Consider the following 22794-nt stretch of genomic DNA (forward strand, 5'->3'; position numbering starts at 1 on the left):
GAGGATTAATTAAAGCTTTGCTCTGCAGTCGGAAATCTACCCGCTGCTACATCTTGGGCAAACTCACTCACCGCATCGCTCATCTCTTTACGCATATTTCGGTACGCCTTTGCAAGCTTTGGTATTTTCGCGGTTAATCCCATCAGATCAGTCCAAACTAAAACTTGGCCATCACAATCAACCCCAGCACCAATGCCAATTGTGGGAACTGAGATGGCGCTGGTTATCTGCTTTGCCAGTTGCGCAGGGACCGCCTCCAAGACGATGGCAAAAACCCCAGCCGCAACCAAAGCTTTGGCATCATTAATGATCACCTGAGCATCATCACCACGTCCTTGCACCTTAAAGCCACCCAGGGTGTGAACAGATTGTGGGGTTAGACCAAGGTGTCCCATCACTGGAATACCAGAAGCAACAAGTTTTTGAATCTGTGGCACTACTTTGACTCCACCCTCTAGTTTTACTGCGCCCACCTTTGCTTCTTTAAAAAATCTAATTGAGGTAATTAACGCCTGCTCTGGGGAGCTCTCATATGAGCCAAATGGCAGATCTGCCACCACCATCGCTTTGCTACTTGAATTAACCACCGCCCGAGCCATGGGAATCAACTCATCAACTGTTACTGGGATAGTGTTTTCAAAGCCGAGGAAATTATTACCAGCAGAGTCGCCCACCAATAAAACTGGAATATTTGCGGAGTCAAAAATTTCTGCGGTGATCTGTTCGTAGCAGGTCAGCATCGCAAATCTTTCACCCGCCCGCTTTTTGGCAGCTAAATCCGCAACTGAGATCCGCACACTTTGAGCATTGCTCATACTTACTCCTTTTAGATCAAGGCCTATAAATAAGGTCCCTGTCTTTGCTAGGTAGGGATGAGTTTAACTTAACTGCCAAGATCACACCACCTGAGGTACTCTTGAAAAGTGAGCCAGACCGGACAGATCAGAATCGCACTTGCCCAGATCAACCCAACTGTTGGTGATCTAAGTAAGAACGCTGATCTAATATCTAAGTACGCCTTTGATGCCGCCAACGCAGGCGCCGTGGTTGTGGTCTATCCGGAGATGGTTTTAACCGGTTATCCAGTAGAGGATTTAGCAAACCGACCATCATTTAGAGCAGCCTCAATTGCGGCGATCACAAAGCTTGCAGCCCGGATTAATAATGAGGGCAATGGTGATTTAACTTTGCTAGTTGGCTATCTGGGAGAAAGTGATGCTGCCCGGCCACAAAACTGTGTTGCAGTTATTTATCGGGGCGAAATAGTTGCCACCTATATCAAGCACCATCTGCCAAATTATGGCGTTTTTGATGAGTATCGAAACTTCACCCCCGGCAATCACTCATTGGTAATTCGAGTTTGTGGGGTGGATATTGGGATTGCTATTTGTGAGGATATTTGGCAAAGCGGTGGCCCAGTTGCGGAGTTAACTAAACGCAATATCGGCTTATTACTGGTGCCAAATGGCTCACCCTATGAGATCAATAAAGATGATGCCAGATTAGCTTTGGTGCAAAAGCGGGCGATTGAGGTTGGCGCCCCACTTGCCTATGTCAATATGACAGGTGGTCAAGATGATTTAGTTTTTGATGGCGACACAATTGTGGTTGGCCCAACTGGTGAGGTAATTGCCAGAGCCCCACAATTTGAGGATGGATTAGCTGTAATTGATCTTGATGTCAGATTAGCCTCATCTGATCCTGATTTAATTATCTCTAATCCGCCAATATTAAAGTATAAAAAGCTGCAATCTGGTGTGGCCAGAAGGTTGGGAGATCTAGAGGAGATCTGGCAAGGCTTAGTAATTGGTCTTCGTGATTATGTGGAGAAAAATAATTTTAAATCTGTAATTCTCGGCTTATCTGGCGGAATTGATTCTGCATTAACTGCAGCCTTAGCAGCTGATGCCCTTGGTAGTAATCGAGTTTTTGGCGTAGCAATGCCAAGCAAGTACTCATCGCAGCACTCACTAGCTGATGCAAAGGAGCTTGCGATAAATACCGGTTTAAATTATCGAATCATTGAAATAACTCCGATGGTGGCAAACTTAATTGAAAATCTACATCTGGCAGGAGTTGCAGAGGAGAATCTGCAAGCACGGGTGCGGGGTATTACCTTGATGGGATTATCCAATCAAGAGGGGCATCTGGTTCTGGCCACCGGCAATAAATCTGAGTTAGCAGTTGGCTACTCCACCTTGTATGGCGATGCAGTTGGCGGATTTGCGCCAATAAAAGATTTATATAAAACCCAGGTTTGGCAGTTGGCAAAGTGGCGCAATGAGTTGGCAATCTTGCAAGGGCAAACTCCACCTATTCCAGTTAACTCAATTGAAAAAGAGCCAAGTGCGGAGCTGGCACCTGATCAAAAGGATTCTGATTCTCTGCCCCCTTACGGAACACTTGATCAGATCTTGGCTATATATATAGATCAAGATGGTGGCCGGCCAGCTGCGATCGCTGCCGGTTTTGATCCTGCTCTGGTGGACAAGGTAGTTAGGTTGGTAGATCGGGCTGAGTACAAACGGCGGCAGTATCCACCAGGCACAAAGATCTCAAGTAGGGCATTTGGTAAGGATCGCAGATTGCCTATTACCTCACATTGGAATGAATCTTAAGAATTTTTACGCATAGATTAGAACACGCAAAGCATTTGCAATTAGGTAATAAATAAGTAATTTCCTACAATTTCACAATGGGAAAATCAGCAAGGAATCTGACTCAAACTAAGCATTGGTTCTTCACCCGTCGCCGGGTGGTTGATTTTGGCCGCATCGCATCAACTAGTTGCTAATTTAAAAATATTTCAATTGGGCTTTGCCCAACTTTTTGCTTGCATAAAATCAATTTAATCCTAAAAACAAATAATATAAGGAGATAAAAGTGAAGATCTACAACAATATAACTGAGGTTTTTGGAAATACCCCGTTGGTGAAGCTAAATAAGATGATGACCAACTCAACCGCTACCGTGCTGGCAAAGCTTGAGTTTTATAACCCCACCTCAACGGTGAAGGATCGGCTGGCAATTGCGATGGTGGATGCGGCGGAAAAATCTGGTGAGCTAAAACCAGGTGGCACAATTGTGGAGGCGACTAGTGGCAATACCGGCATCGCACTTGCAATGGTGGGAGCAGCCCGTGGATATAAAACTATTTTGACTATGCCAGAGTCGATGTCTAGTGAGCGCAAAGCATTACTGCGAGCCTTTGGCGCCGAGTTAATTCTTACCCCAGCTGCGGAAGGAATGAAGGGCGCGGTTGCAAAGGCGGAATCCTTAAAGGATTCTGGTGGAGTTTTAGTTCGCCAATTTGAAAACCAAGCTGGACCAGATATTCATCGCCGAACAACTGGGGAGGAGATCTGGCGTGATACCGACGGCACAGTGGATGCGGTTATCTCTGGCATTGGCACCGGTGGCACAATTACTGGAGTCGGTCAATCATTAAAATCTAAAAATCCAGCGATAAAAATATTTGGTGTGGAACCTGCTGCATCGCCAATATTAAATGGTGGTGAGCCTGGCAAGCACCCGCTGCAAGGAATCGGAGCAAACTTTGTGCCGCCAGTTTTAGATAGAAAAATCTATGATGAAATTTTTGATGCCTCAGCTGATGATTCAGTTAAGTATGCTCGTGAGGCTGGCACCAAAGAGGGAATTTTAGCTGGGCTTTCATCCGGGGCGGCTCTTTGGGCAGCGCATCAAGTAGCGCAGCGCAATGAGTTTGCTGGCAAAACCATTGTGGTGATAATTCCATCCTTTGGTGAGCGGTATATATCAACAATTCTCTTTCAAGATTTAATTGGCTAAATGTTTCAATTTATTAAAGAGGATATCAGCGCTGCGCTCCGGCAAGATCCGGCAGCGCGTAATTGGTTGGAGGTGCTACTTACCTATCCAGGTGTGCACGCAGTTTGGGGGTATCGAATTTCGCATTTTTTGTGGAGAGTAAAACTCAAACTTCTTGCGCGGATTTACTCAAATTGGGTGAGAGCTGTAACTGGAATTGAAATACACCCAGCCGCCAAGATTGGTCGTAGGTTTTTTATTGACCATGGCATGGGGGTGGTAATAGGTGCAACAGCAGTAGTTGGTGAAGATGTAATGATTTATCATGATGTAACTCTCGGCGCTCGCACAGGTGGTAGCGGCAAGCGACATCCAACTATTGGAAATAATGTAGTAATTGGTGCGGGGGCTAGAGTTTTAGGAGATATCAGCATTGGTGATGGGGTAAAAATTAATGCCAATGTGGTGGTCACTAAGAGCGTTCCGGCTAGGACCATGGTGGATTCATCCGAGTTTTTTGCTATCTAACCCCTACTAATGCGCTTAAATCTTTGTAGTTAACACAGCCGTAATCATTGTTGGCTTTAATACAGCCATGAGTTCCCCAAATGATTTAGCAAAACAACAAGCTTTTGTGCAGCGCACCTTAGAGGAGCGCAACATTAGATTTGTTCGACTTTGGTTTACCGATGTATTAGGTTTTTTAAAATCAGTCGCAATCGCACCAGCTGAGTTAGAGAGCGCCTTCGCAGAAGGTATTGGTTTTGATGGTTCGGCGATTGAAGGGTTTGCCAGAGTTACCGAGGCGGATATGTTGGCAAAACCAGATCCAGCAAGTTTTTCAATTCTGCCATGGCGCACGGAATCACCAGGCGCAGCGCGAATGTTTTGTGATATCACCCTGCCAGATGGCAGCGCTGCATCAGTTGATCCCAGAAGAGTTTTGCGTCAAACATTAGAAAAGGTAGCAAAGCTTGGCTACACCTGTTACACCCACCCTGAGATTGAGTTTTTCTTATTTAAAGAGGAGCCAAAGCCGGGAGATCAACCAATACCAGTTGATTCCGCCGGATACTTTGATCACACACCAGCTGTGGTGGGACATGATTTTAGAAGGCAAGCAATTACGATTTTAGAGGCGATGGGAATCTCAGTTGAGTTCTCCCACCATGAAGGAGGTCCTGGCCAACAAGAGATTGACCTTCGCTACGCCGATGCGTTAGCCACCGCCGATAACATCATGACCTTTAGACATGTAATCAAAGAGGTGGCGTTAGATCAAGGTTTTTATGCCTCCTTTATGCCCAAACCATTTACTAATCACCCTGGCTCTGCCATGCATACACATTTTTCATTATTTGATGGTGAAAAAAATGCTTTTTATGAAGAGGGTGCGCCAATGCAATTATCAAAAATTGGCAGATCCTTTACCGCGGGAATTATCAAACATGCAGCTGAAATAACTGCAATTACAAATCAATGGGTTAACTCTTATAAAAGATTAAGTGGGGGAGGAGAGGCACCTGCCTACGCCACTTGGGCGCAAGCAGATCGCAATGCGATGGTTCGAATTCCAACCTATAAACCAAAAAAAGAGGCATCAACTCGAATTGAGGTCAGATCTCCTGACTCAGCTTGTAATCCTTACTTGGCTTATGCGGTAATTATTGCTGCTGGTATTGCTGGGGTAGAAGGAAAGTATGAGTTAAAGGAAAACACAAATCCCACACCACTACCAACTGATTTGGCAGAGGCGATTAGCGCAATGGAGAAAAGTGAGTTGGTAAAGAAAACATTAGGTAATGATGTATTTGAATATGTGCTTAGAAATAAACGTAGTGAGTGGGATGAGTATAGAAAACAGGTAAGTGCCTATGAATTAGGCAGGTATTTGCCAGTACTTTAGATATGCTCTATCCATGAGCAACCAAATTATTACTGAAATAAGTGTTGATTTAGATAATCGCGATAAGAACACCGCATTGTTTAGGATTTTTCTAGCTGTTCCGGTGCTGATATTTTTATCCAGTTTCGCTGCCTTTGCCGATGATGCTATGGGTTGGATAGGTGGCTTTTTAGTATTGCCGGTTGTGCTCTCATTGCTTTTTAGAAATGTTTATCCATCCTATGTATTGGCTTTTAATAAAGCTTTTTTAGAGTTAGATAATCGAGTTACAGCTTATTTATTGGTATTAACCGATGATTATCCGTCAATTGAGGCAAATCAAAAAGTCAGGCTTACCTACCCTGAGATTGATGGTGGAAGAAAATTATCACCTTGGATGCCGCTGGTTAAATGGTTTTTAGCGATTCCATTATTTTTGCTTGGTCTAATTTATGCCATATATCTACTTGCACTAACACTGATCGCTTGGTTTACCGTGGTTACCAAGGGTTACTACCCTGCTGATAAGGCGGAGGAGGTAGTGAAGGTGATTGCTTATTGGAATCGCTTATATGGATATGCCGTACTTTTAATAACTGATGAGTATCCATCTTTCTCACTTAGTTAACGAACTTCCACCTTATTCTTAACCTCACCCTTTGGTCGATAGGTTGCTCTGGGTTGGGCCTTGGGAAAATCTCCACTTAATCTGAAGTTTTTTGCCACCATTAGTAAAATTAATCTTGCCTCGGCAATCGCAAAGTACTCGCCCAAACACTTTCGACTGCCGCCACCAAATGGAAAGTAAGAACCATTTGGAAGCGACTTTTCAAATCCCACATCGAGCCAACGTTCTGGCTGCCATTTTTCTGGCTCAGGAAAATACCTGGGATTTCTATGGGTTACATACTGACTTACTAAAACATGGGCTCCTTTTGGAATCTTTACGCCATCTATTTCACAATCAGTTGTAGCAATTCTTGGTGCCACCCAAACTGGTGGTGCCAGGCGCATCGTCTCTTGCAAAATGGCAGATGCCACTTTTGAGCTATCTTCCAACTCTTGGTAGGTGGGGATGCGATTTTCTTTAATCCAGGCAGCACCTTCTGCCTCATCCTCTAATTGTTTTCTTACCTCTGGATTTTTGGAAAGATAAGAAAAAGCCCAACTCATTACATTTGCAGTAGTTTCATGACCACTTAAAATTAATGTTAGAACCTCATCACGTATGTGATCGGTAGAAATCTGATCTCGCATTTGTAGCAAGATCCCCAGCAGATCATCATCCTTCGTTTGCCCACCCTCAATTCGCTTATTGATAATTGCCTCAGCAATATCTACTAATCGATCAGATGCTACTTCAAACTCTTTAAAGTACTTGATCCCTGATTTATCAAAACGATCAAGCCCAGGCAACATAGTTCGCTCAATTCGATCAATTGCTACCTCCATCGAATCGGCAATCGCTTTGGTGTATTGGGCAGAATCTAAGCCAAATAAACAGCGACTTACGATCTCCAGGGTAAGTGCCATCATCTCTGGTGCTAACTCGATACTTGATTTATCTCGCCACTTATTTGTGTGCTCATTTACCAAGTTATACATAATTGCAACATAACCATCTAAATTTCCATGGTGAAATGGTGGTTGCATCATTCGTCTGTGAGCTAGGTGGATTGGTTCTTCATTTGTTAATAAGCCCTCACCAAGTACTTTGCGCATTCTGGCAAAGCCAACGCCTTTTACAAATTTGTGTTGCTGGGCAACAGTTACTTGATGGACAGCATTAGGAGAGAAGAGTCCAATAAATAATCTTCGAGATAAAAAGAAAGAACAAGTATCACCATATTTGTGTTGCATTTTAAGTAAAAACTTTGGGGTATCAATCATGAAGGTGGCGGTAAGTAGATCTGAAAAAATTGGATTAGGACCCGGAATATTTGGATCACCTAGCCAGCTCTTTCGCAGAATAGGCGCTGGGATTGGCGTGTACTCATTTGGTCTTGGGGCTGAATAAGGCTTTGATGTAGCAATGCTCATGGCTCAACGATAAGCAGATTTACACTTAAATAGAATGGCTTTAAGTAAGTTATTTGGTGAATTTGTTTAGATTGAGTTAGCCTTGAGCCATGTTAGCGACAGGTGAAAGCTCATTACTTATCCCTTCATTACGCCTGTCAACTCTGCTTCTTCTTCGCCGCGGCGGGGCCAAGTAACCGGCTCCCTCGTCGCGGAGGTTGGTCGTACCGGTAGACCAGATTTAACCGACGAGGAGAAGAAATAAGATGAGTAACTTTCCAGAACAACGTAAATCGCAGATGCCGATATCTCGGTATGCCCCATACAACTCATTTCCAAATAATGGCTCACTACCAGATCGCACCTGGCCAAATAAGGTGATGAGCAAAGCACCTAAGTGGTGTTCGGTGGATCTGCGCGATGGTAATCAAGCATTAATTGATCCCATGGATGCCAATCGCAAATTGGCGATGTTTAAGTTGCTAGTGAAGATGGGATACAAAGAGATTGAGGTTGGTTTTCCGGCAGCTAGCCAAACCGATTTTGATTTTATTCGTAAAATTATCGAAGAAAAATTCATTCCAGATGATGTAGTCATTCAAGTGCTAACTCAAGCCAGAAAGCCGTTGATTGAGCGAACCTTTGAATCGATCAAAGGATCAAAGCAGGCGATTGTGCATCTTTATAACTCAACCTCAACCTTGCAAAGGCGAGTGGTTTTTGGCCAAGATAAGGATGGAATTAAAAAAATTGCTACCGACGGCGCCCAGATCTGTTTGGATTTAGTTAAATCTGTGCCTGGCACATTGGTCTCATTTGAGTACTCACCCGAGTCTTATACCGGAACAGAGCTTGAGTTTGCAGTTGAGGTTTGCAACGCGGTAAATGATATTTGGAAGCCAACACCTGCCTGGAAAACAATTATGAACCTGCCAGCAACAGTTGAGATGGCAACACCAAATGTTTATGCCGACTCAATTGAGTGGATGCATAGAAACTTAAAGTATCGAGATAGTGTGATTTTAAGTTTGCACCCACATAATGATCGTGGCACAGGAGTTGCAGCGGCAGAGCTTGCGTATTTGGCAGGTGCTGATCGAATTGAAGGAACTTTATTTGGTAATGGAGAGCGAACTGGAAATGTTTGTCTAGTTACCTTAGGGCTAAATCTTTTAAGTCATGGCATTGATCCAATGATTGATTTTTCAGATATTGATGAGATTCGGCGCACCGTTGAATACTGCAACCAGCTGCGTGTGCCAGAACGTCATCCATATGGCGGTGATTTGGTATTTACTGCATTTTCTGGTTCACACCAGGATGCTATTAAAAAAGGCTTTGATCACATGGAGACAGATGCAAAAGCTGCAGGGATAGGAAAAGATAAAGCCACTTGGGCAGTTCCTTACCTACCAATTGATCCTAAAGATATTGGTCGCACATATGAGGCGGTAATTAGAGTAAATAGTCAATCTGGTAAAGGTGGCGTCTCATATCTGATGAAGCATGAGCATCAATTAGATTTACCGCGCAGATTACAAATTGAGTTCAGTCAGGTGATTCAATCAAAGACTGATAGTGAAGGTGGTGAGATAACACCGGAGGCTATGTGGCATATATTTGAAGATGAGTACCTACCTGCAAAAAATAATCAATGGGGCAGATTTAAATTAGCCGCTTTGGCACAAAGCTCGCAGATGGATAAGGATGTTGATCTATCTATTGAGTTACTTGATAAAGGTAAGGCTCAGAAATTATCTGGCACCGGCAATGGCCCAATTGCAGCATTTGTAGCAATTGTTAATGCCTACGAATCAAAGTTATCGCTTCGGGTTTTAGATTATTACGAGCACGCCTTATCTGCTGGTGGGGATGCAAAAGCTGCCGCCTATCTTGAGTGTGAAATTGCGGGCAAGGTTTATTGGGGAGTAGGAATTGATCCAAGTACAACTACTGCAGCGCTAAAAGCAGTTATCTCCTCGATCAATCGCGCAGTTCGCTAACAAACTCTGTCTTACACCTCTAGTAACTTAGGGGGATGCCGTTATACCGCGACCAGGCGATTGTGCTTCGCACCCACAAACTAGGGGAAGCGGATCGAATTATCACCTTGTTTACCAAAGAACATGGCCGGATTAAAGCGGTTGCAAAAGGAGTGCGCAGAACTAAATCAAGATTTGGCGCACGATTAGAACCCGCAAGTTATGTTGATCTGCAGTTATATACCGGGCGAACCTTTGACACCGTCACACAGGTAGTCAGTATTGAAAATTACGGTGATATTTTATCTAGTGATTATCAAAGCTGGACGATTGCAAATGCTATCTTGGAAGCAGCTGAGCGCTTTACCCAAGCAGAGCATGAACCAGCGCTGCAGCAGTACTTATTAGTTGTTGGTTCATTAAAGGTGCTTGCTGATAAGAAATATGACCCTTCTTTAATATTAGATGCCTACCTTTTAAGATCCTTATCAGTTGCAGGATATGCACCATCCTTAACAATCTGCTCCAGATGTGATGCACCAGGGCCACATAAGTTTTTCTCATTGCAAGGTGGTGGTTGTGTTTGTCTAGTTTGTAAGCCATCAGCAAGTGCTACTCCTGCGCAAGCCACTCTAGATCTAATGGCTCATTTATTGACTGGGGATTGGGAGCAAGCGGTTAAGAGTGAGAGTAGAAATCGCAATGAAGCCTCTGGCTTGATCGCCGCTTATTTGCAGTGGCATTTAGAGCGGGGCTTACGATCCCTGCCATTAGTTGAGAGAATTAGTCGTGGTTAAAAAGAAGAGCAAGGTAAGCCAGCGAAAAAAAGTTACACCGCCAACCCCGCATCGCAGCGGTGTTACCCCACCAAAGTTAGATCCAAAACAAATTCCTAATCATGTGGCGCTAGTAATGGATGGCAACGGTAGGTGGGCAAAACAAAAAGGATTACCAAGAACTGCTGGCCATGAGGCGGGTGAGGCTACGTTACTAGATATAGTCCATGGCGCTATTGAAATTGGTGTTAAAGAGTTAAGTGCTTACGCATTTTCAACTGAGAATTGGAAAAGATCACCGGATGAGGTTCGTTTTCTGATGGAGTTTAATCGTCAAGTCTTGCGAAAACGTCGTGATGAAATGAATGCGATGGGTGTAAAGATTCGTTGGGTAGGTAGAGAAAAGCGGTTATGGACCGGAGTATTAAAGGATTTGAAAGAGGCACAAGAGTTAACCAAAAACAATAAAGTATTAACTTTAAATATGTGTGTTAATTATGGTGGCAGAGCTGAGATGCTAGATGCAGCGGTTGCTATTGCAAAGGATGCTCTTCGCAAGAAAGTTAAGCCAGATTCATTATCTGAAAAATCACTCAAAAAGTATCTTTATTCACCTCAAATGAGTGATGTGGATTTGTTTTTAAGATCATCGGGGGAGCAACGCACTAGTAATTTTTTAATGTGGCAATCGGCCTATGCGGAGATGGTATTCCTAGATGTGCTCTGGCCAGATGCAGACCGGCGCACACTTTGGAAGGCGATTGAGATTTATGCTGAGCGTGAGAGAAGGTTTGGTAAGGCGTAATTAAAGATTAGCTATCACTACCCACATTATTGCCACACCACTTAGTGTTGAAATCATAGTGATCTTGGATGGATGTCGAGAGTGAGCCTCTGGCAAGATATGTGCAGTAGCGAGGTAAATAACAATTCCAGAAAATATTGCTAGATAAATTGCAAGATTGCTATCACTTATTGTCAGAGAAGAACCAACTGCAGCACCACCTATGCGGGCGACTGCATCAACTGCTAAGAGAAACTTTCCACGCTTTTTCCAACTTCCAGTTTTAATAAGTAAGGCAACAGTATTTAAGCCGTCACTAAATGCATGAACAAGCATTGCAATGAAAACTGCAAAGCCAAGCTCATTACTTACTTTAAATGCTAAGGCAAGAGCCACACCATCTAAAAATATATGTCCAGCCATGGCAATTGCGCCCACTGTGCCAGCGATCTCAAATGTATGGGAGTGCTCATGACCATAATCAGACTCTGCTGGTTCATGAGAACCAGCAAACTGTTCGATGAAGTGCAGTGCGAGAAATCCAGCAATCAATGCAACCGATACAGTTTTAACCCCAATTAAATCTTGAGAATTCATTTCAAATATTTCTGGAAGTAGATCAAAGCCCACCAATCCAAGTAAGAGTCCAGCTGACAGACCCAGGACCAAATGAAAGCGATCTTTGGCGCGAAGGGCTAGTAAACCGCCAAAAAATGTTGCTATTACTGTGGTAGTTGCAAGTGCGATAACTAACATTTGCGTAATCTAGCGTAAGGTAGTGCAGTAAGAGCAAGCCGCCGACAGCCAGCCGGATGGAGATTAAATGGCGCAAGATCGATTAGAAACAATTGTTTCACTCGCTAAGAGGCGTGGTTTTGTTTACCCCTCATCTGAAATTTATGGCGGACTTCGTGCCTCCTGGGATTACGGTCCTTTAGGAGTTGAGTTAAAAAATAATATTAAGCGCCAGTGGTGGAGATCCATGGTGCAGGGCCGCGATGATGTGGTCGGTTTAGATTCTTGTGTAATTTTAGCTCGCGAGGTTTGGCAAGCCTCCGGTCATGTTGAAACCTTCTCTGATCCATTAACTGAGTGCACAAGTTGTCATAAACGCTACCGTGCAGATCATTTAGAGGAGGCTTATGAAAATAAGCATAAGAAAAAAGCCGCCGCACTTACTGAAATAAATTGTCCAAACTGTGGCACCAAGGGCAAGTTCACCTCCCCAAAACAATTTTCTGGACTCCTTAAAACTTATTTAGGACCAGTTGAGGATGAATCAGGCTTGGCGTATTTAAGGCCAGAGACTGCGCAAGGAATATTTATTAACTTTGATAATGTGGCATCAACCTCACGCAAAAAGCCACCATTTGGTATTGGCCAAATAGGTAAATCATTTAGAAATGAAATTACTCCTGGAAACTTTATCTTTAGAACTCGCGAATTTGAGCAGATGGAGATGGAATTCTTTGTTGTTCCAGGAACAGATGAAGAGTGGCATCAATACTGGATTGATACCAGATTAGCTTGGTATAAAGATTTAGGAATTAATCCAGACCGGCTTCGAGTCTTTGAACATCCCAAAGAAAAGCTCTCTCATTACTCAAAGCGGACTGCAGATATTGAGTATAAGTTTGAGTTCACTGGTACTGAGTGGGGTGAGTTAGAGGGAATTGCAAACCGAACTGATTTTGATTTGAAATCACACTCCAGGGCATCTGGTGAGAATTTAACTTGGTTTGATCAAGAAAAAAATGAGCGATGGACGCCTTATGTAATTGAACCAGCAGCTGGAGTTGATCGCTGCGCGCTGACATTTATGTTAGATGCCTATACCGAAGATGAGGCGCCAAACTCAAAGGGTGAGATGGAAAAGCGGGCGTTAATGAAATTAGATTACCGATTAGCACCAGTAAAGATTGGTGTGCTGCCATTATCTAGAAATGCAGATCTATCGCCGAAAGCAAAGGATTTAGCTGATTCTCTGCGTAAGCATTGGAATGTGGATTTTGATGATGCTGGTGCGATCGGCAGACGCTACCGTCGCCAAGATGAGATTGGTACACCGTTTTGTATCACCATTGATTTTGAAAGTTTAGAGGATCAAGCAGTCACAATTCGAGAGCGTGACAGCATGGCCCAATCTCGTATTGCAATTGATCAAGTTCAAAATTATCTTGCCACAAAATTATTAGGTTGCTAATTGCTCACCAAAGTTAAGCCACTTCATCTGCCAATTTCTAATGGCAGATTTGAAAATAATGAGGTAGTACTAGCCACCCCGGTTGTGCTTGCCCCAATGGCAGGCATAACTAATGCAGCATTTAGAAGATTATGTCGGGAGCAAGGGGCTGGTTTATTTGTTTCTGAGATGGTTACCGCACGTGCCTTAATTGAACGGCGGGAAGAAACCTTTAGATTAATTAAGCCAGGAGTTGGGGAAACACCTAGATCAATTCAACTCTACGCTGTTGATCCAGATGTAATCGGAAAAGCAGCAGATCTACTTGGTAGTGAGGATTTAGCAGATCACATTGATTTAAATTTTGGTTGTCCAGTTCCTAAAGTTACTCGCCGGGGTGGGGGAGCAGCCTTGCCATTTAAACGTAAATTATTTTCGGCAATTGTTGAGTCAGCAGTCAAGGCTGCAAGTAGATATGGAATTCCAGTAACGGTAAAGATGCGAGTTGGTATTAACTCTGATCATCAAACCTTTTTAGAGTCAGCAAAATCAGCAGCAGATCTAGGTGTTACTTGGGTGGCACTGCATGCTAGAACTGCGGCGCAGTTATATGAGGGCAGATCTGATTGGAAAAAAATTACTGAGTTAGTTGAACATTTATCAGATACTGATGTGCCAGTGCTTGGAAATGGTGATATCTGGTCAGGTGCGGATGCAGTAAATATGATGCAGCAAACTGGTTGCGCAGGTGTAGTAGTTGGTAGGGGATGTTTAGGTAGACCTTGGTTATTTGCTGATTTAGTTAGCTCAATAAATGGTGAAAATAAGCGGGTTAATCCAAATCTATTTGAGGTACGAAAAATAATGCTTCGCCATGGTCAATTATTAGTTGAGTACTTTGAAAATGAAGATAGAGCGATGCGAGATATTAGAAAGCATATGGCTTGGTATTTGAAAGGTTTCTCAGTGCCAAGAGAGATTAGATCATCCCTTGGCATGGTTTCATCACTAGTTGAAATGGAGCAATTGTTATCAGGATTGCAGGATCAGCCATACCCACAAGAGGTGGGTGATGGACCAAGGGGGCGTACTAGTCAAGGTCGTGAGGTGAAATTACCAGCAGGTTGGCTTGATGATCCAGATGAGTTAGCCACCATCACAATTGATGATGCAATAAGTGGTGGATAAGTAATTGTTCTTATTTAAATTTATTAGAAGAGTTATTTCATTTATTTTATTATTAATAATCGTAATTCCATTATATTTGGCTGGCAGTATTTGGTATGCAGCCAGGAACTCAGAGCCAGTTAAATCTGAGGTGATTTTAGTAATGGGAGCTGCGCAATTTGATGGTCGGCCCAGTGAAGTATTGCAATCTAGGTTGGATGAGAGTTTAAAGATTTATAAAGCAGGGCTGGCACCAAGGATTTATACCGTCGGCTCAGGAGCACCTGGGGATCGAACCACTGAGGCGGCGGCTAGTAAAAACTGGCTAATTAAAAATGGAGTAAAGCGGATAAATATTTTATCGATTACAGAAGGTAGAGATACCTTAGGAAGTACTCAGGCATATGCTGATGTGATGAAAAAAGCAAAGCTTATTTCAGTGGTAATTGTTACTGATCCTTATCATTGTTTTCGATCATTAAAAATGGCAAATGATCAAGGGTTATCGGCAAGTTGTGCAGCAGTTGAAACTGGGCCAGCTGCAGTTGCAAACTCTGGTTATAAGTATTTGGCAAGAGAAACTGGGGCATATCTTGCTTATATAACTCTCGGTAGGCTGGGTATAAAGTTAAGTGATCGCACTTAATTTTGTTGGCAGATAGGATTACCAAATGGTAATCAGACCAGCGAATGAACACCCCGGATACTCTGATTTTGACCGTGCAAGATTTTTAGATGAGCCAGCAAAACGTGGTGGTCGAACTGAGTTTGCAAGAGATCGCGCCAGAATTATTCACTCCTTCGCACTTCGAAGACTTGCTGCTAAAACTCAAGTAGCTGTTCCATGGGCAACTGATTTTCCAAGAACACGACTTTCACATTCACTTGAGTGTGCACAGGTTGGCCGCGAACTTGGCGCCGCTTTAGGAGCGGATCCAGATTTAATGGAAGGGGCATGTCTTGCCCATGACATTGGTCATCCACCATTTGGTCACAATGGCGAGGAGGCGTTGAATCAAATCGCTAACTCATGTGGCGGCTTTGAGGGCAATGCCCAAAGTATTAGATTATTAATAAGACTTGAAGCAAAAACAGTTTTGCCTGATGGGAAATCAATTGGATTAAATCTAACCAGGGCATCATTAGATGCAGCGACAAAGTATCCCTGGAGCAGAGCGGTCAATGCTAAAAAATTTGGTATTTACGAAGATGATCTTGAGATCTTTAATTGGTATCGCAGCGGTGTTGATTCTGGCAAGACCTCTATGGAGGCGCAGATTATGGATTGGTCTGATGATATTGCCTACAGCGTTCATGATTTAGAGGATTCATTAGTTTCTGGTCAAGTTAAATTAGATCAATTAAGTAATGATTTGCCTAAGCTATATAAAGTTGCCCAGGAGATGTATTTAGCTGATATCACCGAAGTTGAGATGCAATCAGCATTAGATGCCTTGCAGAAACTATCTTGTTGGCCACGTTATTACGATGGCACACATCGCTCCTTAGCAAGATTAAAGGATTTGGCTAGTCAATTAATTGGCAGATTCGCACAGGCCGCAGAGATTGCAACCCAAGAAAAGTATGGGGATGGTGATCTAACAAGGTATGGCGCAAATTTAGTTGTGCCTAGGGCGCAGCGGGTTGAGGTGGCATTGCTTAAATCAATGGCTGGCCATTATGTAATTAACGCTAGTGACTCCCAGATTAGATACGGTGAGCAGCAAAAACTACTAACTGAGTTGGTTGCAGCAATCCTTGAAAGTGCACCCACAACCTTAGAAAGTTTTTTCCTGCAAGATTGGCAGCGGGCCCAAACTGATCAAGCTCGCCTGCGAGTAGTGATTGATCAGGTGGCATCGCTAACTGATCCTGGCGCAGTTGCACTGCATAATCGGCTTATTAACAGGGGATAATTTAGGTTGTCTAATTTGAAACTAGGATAGGAAGCATGGCGGGAAGAATTAAGGCAGAAGATGTCACATATGTGCGCGAGCACAGTGCACTTGATGATGTAGTTAGTGATTATGTGCAACTAAAAAATGCTGGCGGTGGACAGAAAAAAGGTCTTTGTCCATTTCATGATGAAAAATCTCCCTCCTTTCATGTAACGCCAAGTAAAGGTTTTTTTCACTGCTTTGGTTGCCAGGCAGGTGGTGATGTAATTGCATTTATTATGAAATTAGAGCATTTAACCTTCACAGAAACAGTGGAGCGATTAGCTGAACGAATTGGCTACACCCTGAAGTATGAAAGCTCTGGTGTTAGCACCGGCCCATCAATTAATCGCTCACGGTTGGTTGCTGCAAATACAGCTGCCTCCATTTTTTATCAAGAGCAATTGCAACTACCAGCTGCCCAACATGGTCGAGATTTCTTAACTAAACGAGGCTTTGATCGTGATGCGGCAAAGAACTTTAATGTCGGCTACGCCCCAGATGAGTGGGATGGTTTATACAAAAACCTCAAAGGCAAAGGTTTTACCGATGAAGAGTTGAATTTGGCAGGGTTAGTCAAAGAGGCAAGTAAGGGCATGATTGATCGATATCGCAATCGATTAATCTGGCCAGTAAAAGACATCTCTGGTGATGTTGTTGGCTTTGGAGCCAGAAAATTAGCAAGTGATGAGGTTGATACTGGTCCAAAGTATTTAAATTCACCTGAAACTCCTGTTTATAAAAAGAATCAGATTTTATACGGCTTAGATATGGCTAAAAAAGAGATTGCAAAAAATCGCCAAGTTGTAATTGTTGAGGGTTATACCGATGTAATGGCGGCTCATCTATCAGGTGTTACTACCGCAGTTGCCACTTGTGGTACCGCTTTTGGTGATGAACATATAAGAATTATTAGAAGATTACTGATGGATGCTGATGCATTTCGGGGTGAGGTTATCTTCACCTTTGATGGGGATGCAGCTGGTCAAAAGGCGGCACTTCGTGCATTTGAAGATGATCAAAAATTTGTGGCACAAACTTTTGTGGCGGTTGAACCAAATGGCATGGATCCATGTGAGTTGCGCCAAGCTCATGGTGATGATGCAGTGCGCAATTTAGTTGCTAGAAGAGTTCCGTTATTTGAGTTTGCAATCAAATCTGTAATTGCTAATTATGATATTACTGCTGCTGAAGGAAGAGTAAATGCACTAAACCAAGTAGCGCCATTAATCGGCAAGATTAGGGATGCATCCTTAAGGCCAGAGTATGTGAGATTACTTGCTGGTTGGTTGGGTATGGAGGTTGATATTGTTTCAACAGCTGTGAAGAAAAGTGGTAAATCTGAGCAACCTCAAAGTGATAAGCGAATTAATCTGACTGATCCAATTTTGATATTAGAGCGTGAGGTTTTAAAGGTTAAGCTGCAAATACCTGAGCTAGCTCATAGTTGGGTGGATTTAGAGCCTACTGCTTTCTCATTTCCGCTTTACAACGACCTACGTAAATTAATTGATGCGCAAGCAGAGTTTAATGTTCAACAATTACTAGAGGTTTGCGATCGAGATGAGTTGAAGTCTTTGATTACCGAGTTAATTGTGGAGCCAATTCGAACAGATGGTGAGGTTTCAGATCGTTACATCATCAGTATTTTTGCAAGATTACGTGAGGTGGCATTAAGTCGCTCAATAGCAGAGATTAAATCCACCCTGCAGCGATTAAATCCAGTTGAAAATGATGCGCAGTACCAAGAGATTTTTGGGCAGCTAGTTGGTATGGAGGCAGCACGACGGGTGCAAAAAGAGTTGGCATTAGGAGAGAGTTAAACCTAATATATGGCTAGGTTTGAGAGAGTTTAGATATTCGCTACTATTTGCCTCACTAATCTGTAATTAGATTGGTGTAATCCCTGATAGCTCAATTGGCAGAGCAGCCGGCTGTTAACCGGCAGGTTCTTGGTTCGAGTCCAAGTCAGGGAGCATGGGGTTATATCGATTGCAAGTTGCACTACCAGATCGCCCGGGTTCATTAGGTGCGGTCGCATCCGCTATTGGCTTCGCTGGCGGAGATATTCGTGGCTTAGTTGTGCTGCGAAGTGAGGATGGTCGAGGCATTGATGACATCACAATTGCAGTGCCAGGCAGTGACCCAACTGATCTAGTAAATGTCTTAACCGCTATTGGTGGGGTTGAGGTTCTATCAGTAACCCCAGTTAATTAATATTTAACCGCTTTTAATTGTTCAGCAGACTGCTCTGGCTCTAAATCCATAATAAAAGCTCCCATGGCAGATTCTGAGCCAGATAAATACTTTAATTTTCCAGGCTGGCGCCGAACTGAAACTATTTGCCAGTGCAGCCGCATGCTATCTCGACCAATATTTACTGGAGCCTGATACCAAGCGGCGATATAAGCCATTTCGATTCCAAATACCCCATCTAATCTACTTAATGACTCCTTTGCCACAGCTGCAAATTGCTCTGATTGTGATTGATCCAAATCTTGCAAAGCTGGCACCGATCGTTTTGGCGCAATATGTATTTCAAATGGGTATCTGGCAGCGTATGGCACGTAGGCAATCCACTCAGTGTTTTGGCAAATAATTCGCTTTTTATCCTTAATCTCGCGAGCGATTACATCATCTAGTAATACTTTGCCCGTTTTTTTCAGGTGAGCATCTGCTGCCTGCAGCATTTTTTCAACCCGTGGGGGCACAAATGAGTAGGCATAGATCTGACCATGTGGGTGGGAGATGGTTACGCCCACCTCTTCACCTCTATTTTCAAATGGAAAGACATACTCAATATAATTTAATCTCGAAAGTGCCGCATCTCGATCCTTCCAAGCCTCTAACACAGTTCTAATTTGTTTTTCAGTTAATTTCGCAAAGCTAGAGTCATGATTAGATGTGTAACAAACGACCTCGCAAGCACCAGCTGCATCTGCATTTGGAGTATCAATTCCATTTATCTGTGGCAGCTGCCAATTACTACTTGGCGCAGTAAGTGCAGGTGATTTATTTCCAAAAACCACTACTTCATAATCACTATCTGGAATTTCCGTTAACTTATCACCCTTACTCGCACAGAGTGGGCAGAGATTTTTTGGTGGTAGAAAAACTCGATGCTGACGATGAGATGCAACAGAGATCCATTCATTTACAAGCGGGTCAAGACGAAGGTGACCAATACCAGGTTGCGCTTTCTCATCTCTGGTATCAACAGCACTTCGCTTTATCTCAGCACCGTCGTAGTAAGAGATGGTTCTACCATCAGCAAGCTTTAGATCACTTCTAAATACCCCACCAGATATTTTCTGACTCATGATGGCTAAGGGTAGTCGAAAATTTCAGTGCTTTATTTGTTTAGCGCAGCTATCGGTTGGTTTCTTAGTGGCAGTTGGCTTAGGGGTTGGAGTTGGCGCTGGAAGTTCTGGCCCTTGCATTAAATTAATTGAAAGTGGCAGCAGATTATCAGCATGAGTTTTTGAGATATCAACATAATTTAAAGTTCCTTCAGTTATACCTGCTGGCAGACCCTCGAGTTTTAACTCCCATCTGCCACTGGCAGATCGCTCAGGAGTTTGTTTTTTGACTTTAATTTTTGGATCAAGTGGTCTAAATACCACTGTGCCAGTCACAACTGGCGTCCCAATACTCCTAAATACCTCCACATTTATTATGACTGGCTTATTGGTATCAGTTGCGGCCACTGAAATTAAATTAATAGATGTTGCCTCATTTATCGGCATTAAATCCACCGCTTCTGGCTGCCATTTGCCCTTGATGAGCGAAAGGAAAACTTCCGGAGTTCCGCGGAAAGCATTTAGATCAAGCCTTGAACTTGGCACACCATATTTTTTACCAATTCCACAGGATGAGTACTGCCAAATCTGCCACTGCGATGCACAGTTTGCCGTGCTCCAAGAGTGCACAAAGCAACCAATTTTCTCTCTCTGTCCTGGCTTGGCGATTGGATCTGCAGGATTAATTCCATAGTGGGCAAGCCAAAGTGGATATTGGCGAAGAGTTTCACTTCGCTCCATCGCCATCTCTAAGAATTGTGCGTAAGAGTAAAGAAATGGTTTTCTACCAGTTTTTTCTTCAACTGTGGAAAGCCAAGTCTCTGCCCATAAAGTTACTAAACTTCTAGGCAAGGTTTTAATGCAAACTCCAGAGCTACTTTTCTTTACGCAGTTATTTTCTAAATCAAGTGCGATTGGCAGATCACGTTCGTTATATCCACCAAGGGATGCAAGCCGCCAAATAACTTTTTGTGCCTGCGCTTTTGCATCTCTAATTACATAAGCTTCATCAGTACTGTTTGGCATATAAGCAAAGTGATACATACCGGTGTATAGGCCAGCTGCTTGGGCAGCATTTCGATCGCCAATCAACCACTTCATGGTCTCAATATCTGCTTTTTCTTGCGCGTCTGAGCCCTTTATTAAGACAAACCTCATACCAGCATCAAACATCTGCTTAAAATCAATTGGTTGATCATTTGGGTGCTGCCACCTACTTATATCTGCACCTTGAATTCGACCACCAGTTAATTTACTTGTCTCGGGGGTAATAAATAAGGCATTTGTATCGGCAAAAGTTTTGGAGTTATCAACGATGAAATCTGCAGTTTTTGAAGTCGCCTTCTTTTTACCAACTACAACCTTGGCGCGGTACTTGCCCTGGGCTTTAATGGCGGTTGCAACAGTCTTTATTTGCCAAGCACCACTTGCGCTGGCGGTGGTCTTTAACGGGGTTACCTTCCAAACATCACCATCAAAGCTTTCAATACTTACATTGCCCTTTGCGGCGGGTTTTATTTGTCCATAAAAAGTGACTAGAGATTCACCAGCATTAGGCGTGCTCTCAACATTGAATGAAATTATAGTTTTTGTAGTCGCCGCATTTGCAGCAGGAACAAGAGAAGTAGATAGCAGTGCTACTACTAAGAAAATAACTCCCTTTTTCACCGCTCTATTATGGTAGGTGAGATGCCAAATATTGCTGTAATTGCATCGATTAAAGCCTGAGTGTGTGCTGGATTACGACTGGCTTTGAAATCATGAGGATTTGCAAACTTCTGGCTATCAGCAAAATCTAAGGTTAATTGATTATTTTCAAATGAAACCAATCTGGCGTCAAAAAAAGCTAGCCAAATGATGCGATTATTTTCCAGCAGAAGGTCTAGGACCTCATTCCATCTTGATTTTATTTGATCTAAATCCATCAACTTAAATTAGGAAGCCATAGATAATGGATGCTACTAATCCCAAAATTCCCACCACTTTACTAAATTTTGATAGCAGCAGATTTTTAACTCCCGGAATAAAAGTAATTAAAAGCACCAGCGAGCCAAGTAATATTAAAGCCGAGCTTTTGGGCAAATTTGCTTCACTGCCTGTTTGATATCGCAAATTTATGAGCCCCATAGCAAGTATGGCGTATGCGCCAAAGCGGAAATAATTAAGGGGATTCATTACTTTGGAATTCTAAGTGAGTGCATACCACCGTCAATACTAATAGTGGTGCCGGTAACCGAACTCTGCAATGGACTTGCTAAGAATATGATTGCACTGGCAATTTCAGCAGGTGATACCAAGCGTCCCATTGGTTGCCTTGCCTCTAGCGCTGATCTTGCAGCTTTAGCATCTGGTGATTGATCCAGTAAACGTTTAACCCAAGGAGTATCGGTGGTTGCTGGGTTTACTGCATTGACTCTAATGCCATCGACTAGGTGATCAGTTGCCATGGCAAGTGTTAATGCCAACACCGCACCTTTTGATGCGCTGTATGCAGCGCGATTTGGGACCCCATCTGTGCCAGCAATTGAGGCAGTGTTTACAATCGCAGCAGATTTACTTTCCCGTAAAAGTGGAATTGCAGAGCGTGAAACTCTGGCTGTGCCAACCACATTTACATTTAAGACTTTATGCCAATTTTCATCACTTTCTTTCTCAACAGTGGTCAGTGATCCAATGCCAGCATTGTTAATTAAAATATCCAATTTATTGCTAGCTTTTTTAAACTCAGCAAAAGCTGATTCAACTGATGCTGCATCTGCAATATCGCACTTAATAAAGGTGGCAAATGGCGCCATCTCACCTTGATTTATATCAAAGCCAAATACAGTTGCCCCGCGCTCCTTTAATCCTTTAGCAACCGCTAAGCCAATGCCAGAGCCGCCACCAGTAATAATTGCGGTAAGGCCTGCAAACTCTTTATCCATGTTCACCAATTCCGATCTACTATCTCAATATCCGAAGCGTATTCACTAAA

22 protein-coding genes and 1 tRNA gene are annotated in these 22794 nt (G+C 43.1%); 15 read left to right on the forward strand and 8 right to left on the reverse strand.

Annotation, left to right across the window (positions count from 1 at the left end; genetic code table 11):
* Positions 1–5 precede the first annotated feature (5 nt).
* Positions 6–815: a 3-methyl-2-oxobutanoate hydroxymethyltransferase gene (gene panB, locus B1s21160_RS01530; protein ID WP_095672116.1), complete on the reverse strand. Its 810-nt coding sequence runs from the start codon at positions 813–815 to the stop codon at positions 6–8.
* 108 nt (positions 816–923) lie between these two features.
* Here panB and B1s21160_RS01535 point away from each other — a divergent pair, with 108 nt between their 5' ends.
* The 5 genes from B1s21160_RS01535 to B1s21160_RS01555 all read left to right on the forward strand — a co-directional run bounded on the left by B1s21160_RS01535 (position 924) and on the right by B1s21160_RS01555 (position 6302).
* The gene (locus tag B1s21160_RS01535) at positions 924–2618 is read left to right on the forward strand and encodes an NAD+ synthase (RefSeq protein ID WP_095672117.1); all 1695 of its coding nucleotides are present in this window, start codon (positions 924–926) and stop codon (positions 2616–2618) included.
* 265 nt (positions 2619–2883) lie between these two features.
* Complete coding sequence (gene cysK, locus B1s21160_RS01540) at positions 2884–3810, forward strand: cysteine synthase A (protein WP_095672118.1); 927 nt, start codon at positions 2884–2886, stop codon at positions 3808–3810.
* Positions 3811–4317 (forward strand): serine O-acetyltransferase, encoded by a 507-nt coding sequence (cysE, locus tag B1s21160_RS01545; RefSeq protein ID WP_095672119.1) that lies wholly within the window; start codon positions 3811–3813, stop codon positions 4315–4317.
* Between the two features lie 67 nt (positions 4318–4384).
* The gene (locus tag B1s21160_RS01550) at positions 4385–5695 is read left to right on the forward strand and encodes a glutamine synthetase family protein (protein WP_095672120.1); all 1311 of its coding nucleotides are present in this window, start codon (positions 4385–4387) and stop codon (positions 5693–5695) included.
* Positions 5696–5708: 13 nt separating this feature from the next.
* Complete coding sequence (locus tag B1s21160_RS01555) at positions 5709–6302, forward strand: hypothetical protein (RefSeq protein ID WP_095672121.1); 594 nt, start codon at positions 5709–5711, stop codon at positions 6300–6302.
* Here the strand turns inward: B1s21160_RS01555 and B1s21160_RS01560 are convergent.
* Complete coding sequence (locus tag B1s21160_RS01560; RefSeq protein ID WP_095672122.1) at positions 6299–7714, reverse strand: cytochrome P450; 1416 nt, start codon at positions 7712–7714, stop codon at positions 6299–6301. The genes B1s21160_RS01555 and B1s21160_RS01560 overlap by 4 nt on opposite strands.
* A gap of 245 nt (positions 7715–7959) precedes the next feature.
* Here B1s21160_RS01560 and leuA point away from each other — a divergent pair, with 245 nt between their 5' ends.
* The 3 genes from leuA to B1s21160_RS01575 are packed head-to-tail and all read left to right on the forward strand — an operon-like array spanning position 7960 to position 11256.
* Positions 7960–9696 carry a 2-isopropylmalate synthase gene (leuA, locus tag B1s21160_RS01565; RefSeq protein WP_095672123.1) on the forward strand — a complete coding sequence of 579 codons (1737 nt, stop codon included), beginning with the start codon at positions 7960–7962 and terminating at the stop codon, positions 9694–9696.
* 35 nt (positions 9697–9731) lie between these two features.
* The gene (recO, locus tag B1s21160_RS01570; protein WP_095672124.1) at positions 9732–10472 is read left to right on the forward strand and encodes a DNA repair protein RecO; all 741 of its coding nucleotides are present in this window, start codon (positions 9732–9734) and stop codon (positions 10470–10472) included.
* Positions 10465–11256, forward strand: a complete 792-nt coding sequence (locus tag B1s21160_RS01575) for an isoprenyl transferase (RefSeq protein ID WP_095672125.1) — start codon at positions 10465–10467, stop codon at positions 11254–11256. Before recO ends, B1s21160_RS01575 begins: the two co-directional genes overlap by 8 nt.
* Here the strand turns inward: B1s21160_RS01575 and B1s21160_RS01580 are convergent, their stop codons facing one another.
* Positions 11257–11991: a ZIP family metal transporter gene (locus tag B1s21160_RS01580; protein WP_095672126.1), complete on the reverse strand. Its 735-nt coding sequence runs from the start codon at positions 11989–11991 to the stop codon at positions 11257–11259.
* 67 nt (positions 11992–12058) lie between these two features.
* Here B1s21160_RS01580 and B1s21160_RS01585 point away from each other — a divergent pair, with 67 nt between their 5' ends.
* The 7 genes from B1s21160_RS01585 to B1s21160_RS01615 all read left to right on the forward strand — a co-directional run bounded on the left by B1s21160_RS01585 (position 12059) and on the right by B1s21160_RS01615 (position 18738).
* Positions 12059–13438, forward strand: coding sequence for a glycine--tRNA ligase (locus B1s21160_RS01585; protein ID WP_095672127.1), 1380 nt, complete (start codon positions 12059–12061; stop codon positions 13436–13438).
* Positions 13439–14605 (forward strand): tRNA dihydrouridine synthase DusB, encoded by a 1167-nt coding sequence (gene dusB / locus B1s21160_RS01590; protein WP_095672128.1) that lies wholly within the window; start codon positions 13439–13441, stop codon positions 14603–14605.
* Between the two features lie 4 nt (positions 14606–14609).
* Positions 14610–15230, forward strand: coding sequence for a YdcF family protein (locus B1s21160_RS01595; RefSeq protein ID WP_095672129.1), 621 nt, complete (start codon positions 14610–14612; stop codon positions 15228–15230).
* 25 nt (positions 15231–15255) lie between these two features.
* The gene (locus tag B1s21160_RS01600; protein WP_095672130.1) at positions 15256–16500 is read left to right on the forward strand and encodes a deoxyguanosinetriphosphate triphosphohydrolase; all 1245 of its coding nucleotides are present in this window, start codon (positions 15256–15258) and stop codon (positions 16498–16500) included.
* 35 nt (positions 16501–16535) lie between these two features.
* Positions 16536–18344 (forward strand): DNA primase, encoded by a 1809-nt coding sequence (dnaG, locus tag B1s21160_RS01605; RefSeq protein WP_095672131.1) that lies wholly within the window; start codon positions 16536–16538, stop codon positions 18342–18344.
* An 80-nt stretch (positions 18345–18424) separates the two neighbouring features.
* Positions 18425–18497, forward strand: a tRNA-Asn gene (locus tag B1s21160_RS01610).
* Position 18498: 1 nt separating this feature from the next.
* Positions 18499–18738: an ACT domain-containing protein gene (locus B1s21160_RS01615; protein WP_095672132.1), complete on the forward strand. Its 240-nt coding sequence runs from the start codon at positions 18499–18501 to the stop codon at positions 18736–18738.
* Here B1s21160_RS01615 and galT read toward each other — a convergent pair.
* The 5 genes from galT to B1s21160_RS01640 are packed head-to-tail and all read right to left on the reverse strand — an operon-like array spanning position 18735 to position 22744.
* Positions 18735–19841 (reverse strand): galactose-1-phosphate uridylyltransferase, encoded by a 1107-nt coding sequence (gene galT / locus B1s21160_RS01620; RefSeq protein WP_095672133.1) that lies wholly within the window; start codon positions 19839–19841, stop codon positions 18735–18737. The two genes, B1s21160_RS01615 and galT, sit on opposite strands and share 4 nt — an antisense overlap.
* Before the next feature lie 24 nt (positions 19842–19865).
* Complete coding sequence (locus B1s21160_RS01625) at positions 19866–21488, reverse strand: glycoside hydrolase family 25 protein (RefSeq protein WP_095672134.1); 1623 nt, start codon at positions 21486–21488, stop codon at positions 19866–19868.
* Positions 21485–21745 (reverse strand): hypothetical protein, encoded by a 261-nt coding sequence (locus tag B1s21160_RS01630; protein ID WP_095672135.1) that lies wholly within the window; start codon positions 21743–21745, stop codon positions 21485–21487. Before B1s21160_RS01630 ends, B1s21160_RS01625 begins: the two co-directional genes overlap by 4 nt.
* 4 nt (positions 21746–21749) lie before the next feature.
* Positions 21750–21995, reverse strand: a complete 246-nt coding sequence (locus tag B1s21160_RS01635) for a hypothetical protein (protein WP_095672136.1) — start codon at positions 21993–21995, stop codon at positions 21750–21752.
* Positions 21995–22744, reverse strand: a complete 750-nt coding sequence (locus tag B1s21160_RS01640) for an SDR family NAD(P)-dependent oxidoreductase (protein WP_095672137.1) — start codon at positions 22742–22744, stop codon at positions 21995–21997. Before B1s21160_RS01640 ends, B1s21160_RS01635 begins: the two co-directional genes overlap by 1 nt.
* Between the last annotated feature and the right edge of the window lie 50 nt (positions 22745–22794).

This window comes from Candidatus Nanopelagicus hibericus, from assembly GCF_002288005.1.
GTDB classification, from domain to species: Bacteria; Actinomycetota; Actinomycetes; order Nanopelagicales; family Nanopelagicaceae; genus Nanopelagicus; species Nanopelagicus hibericus.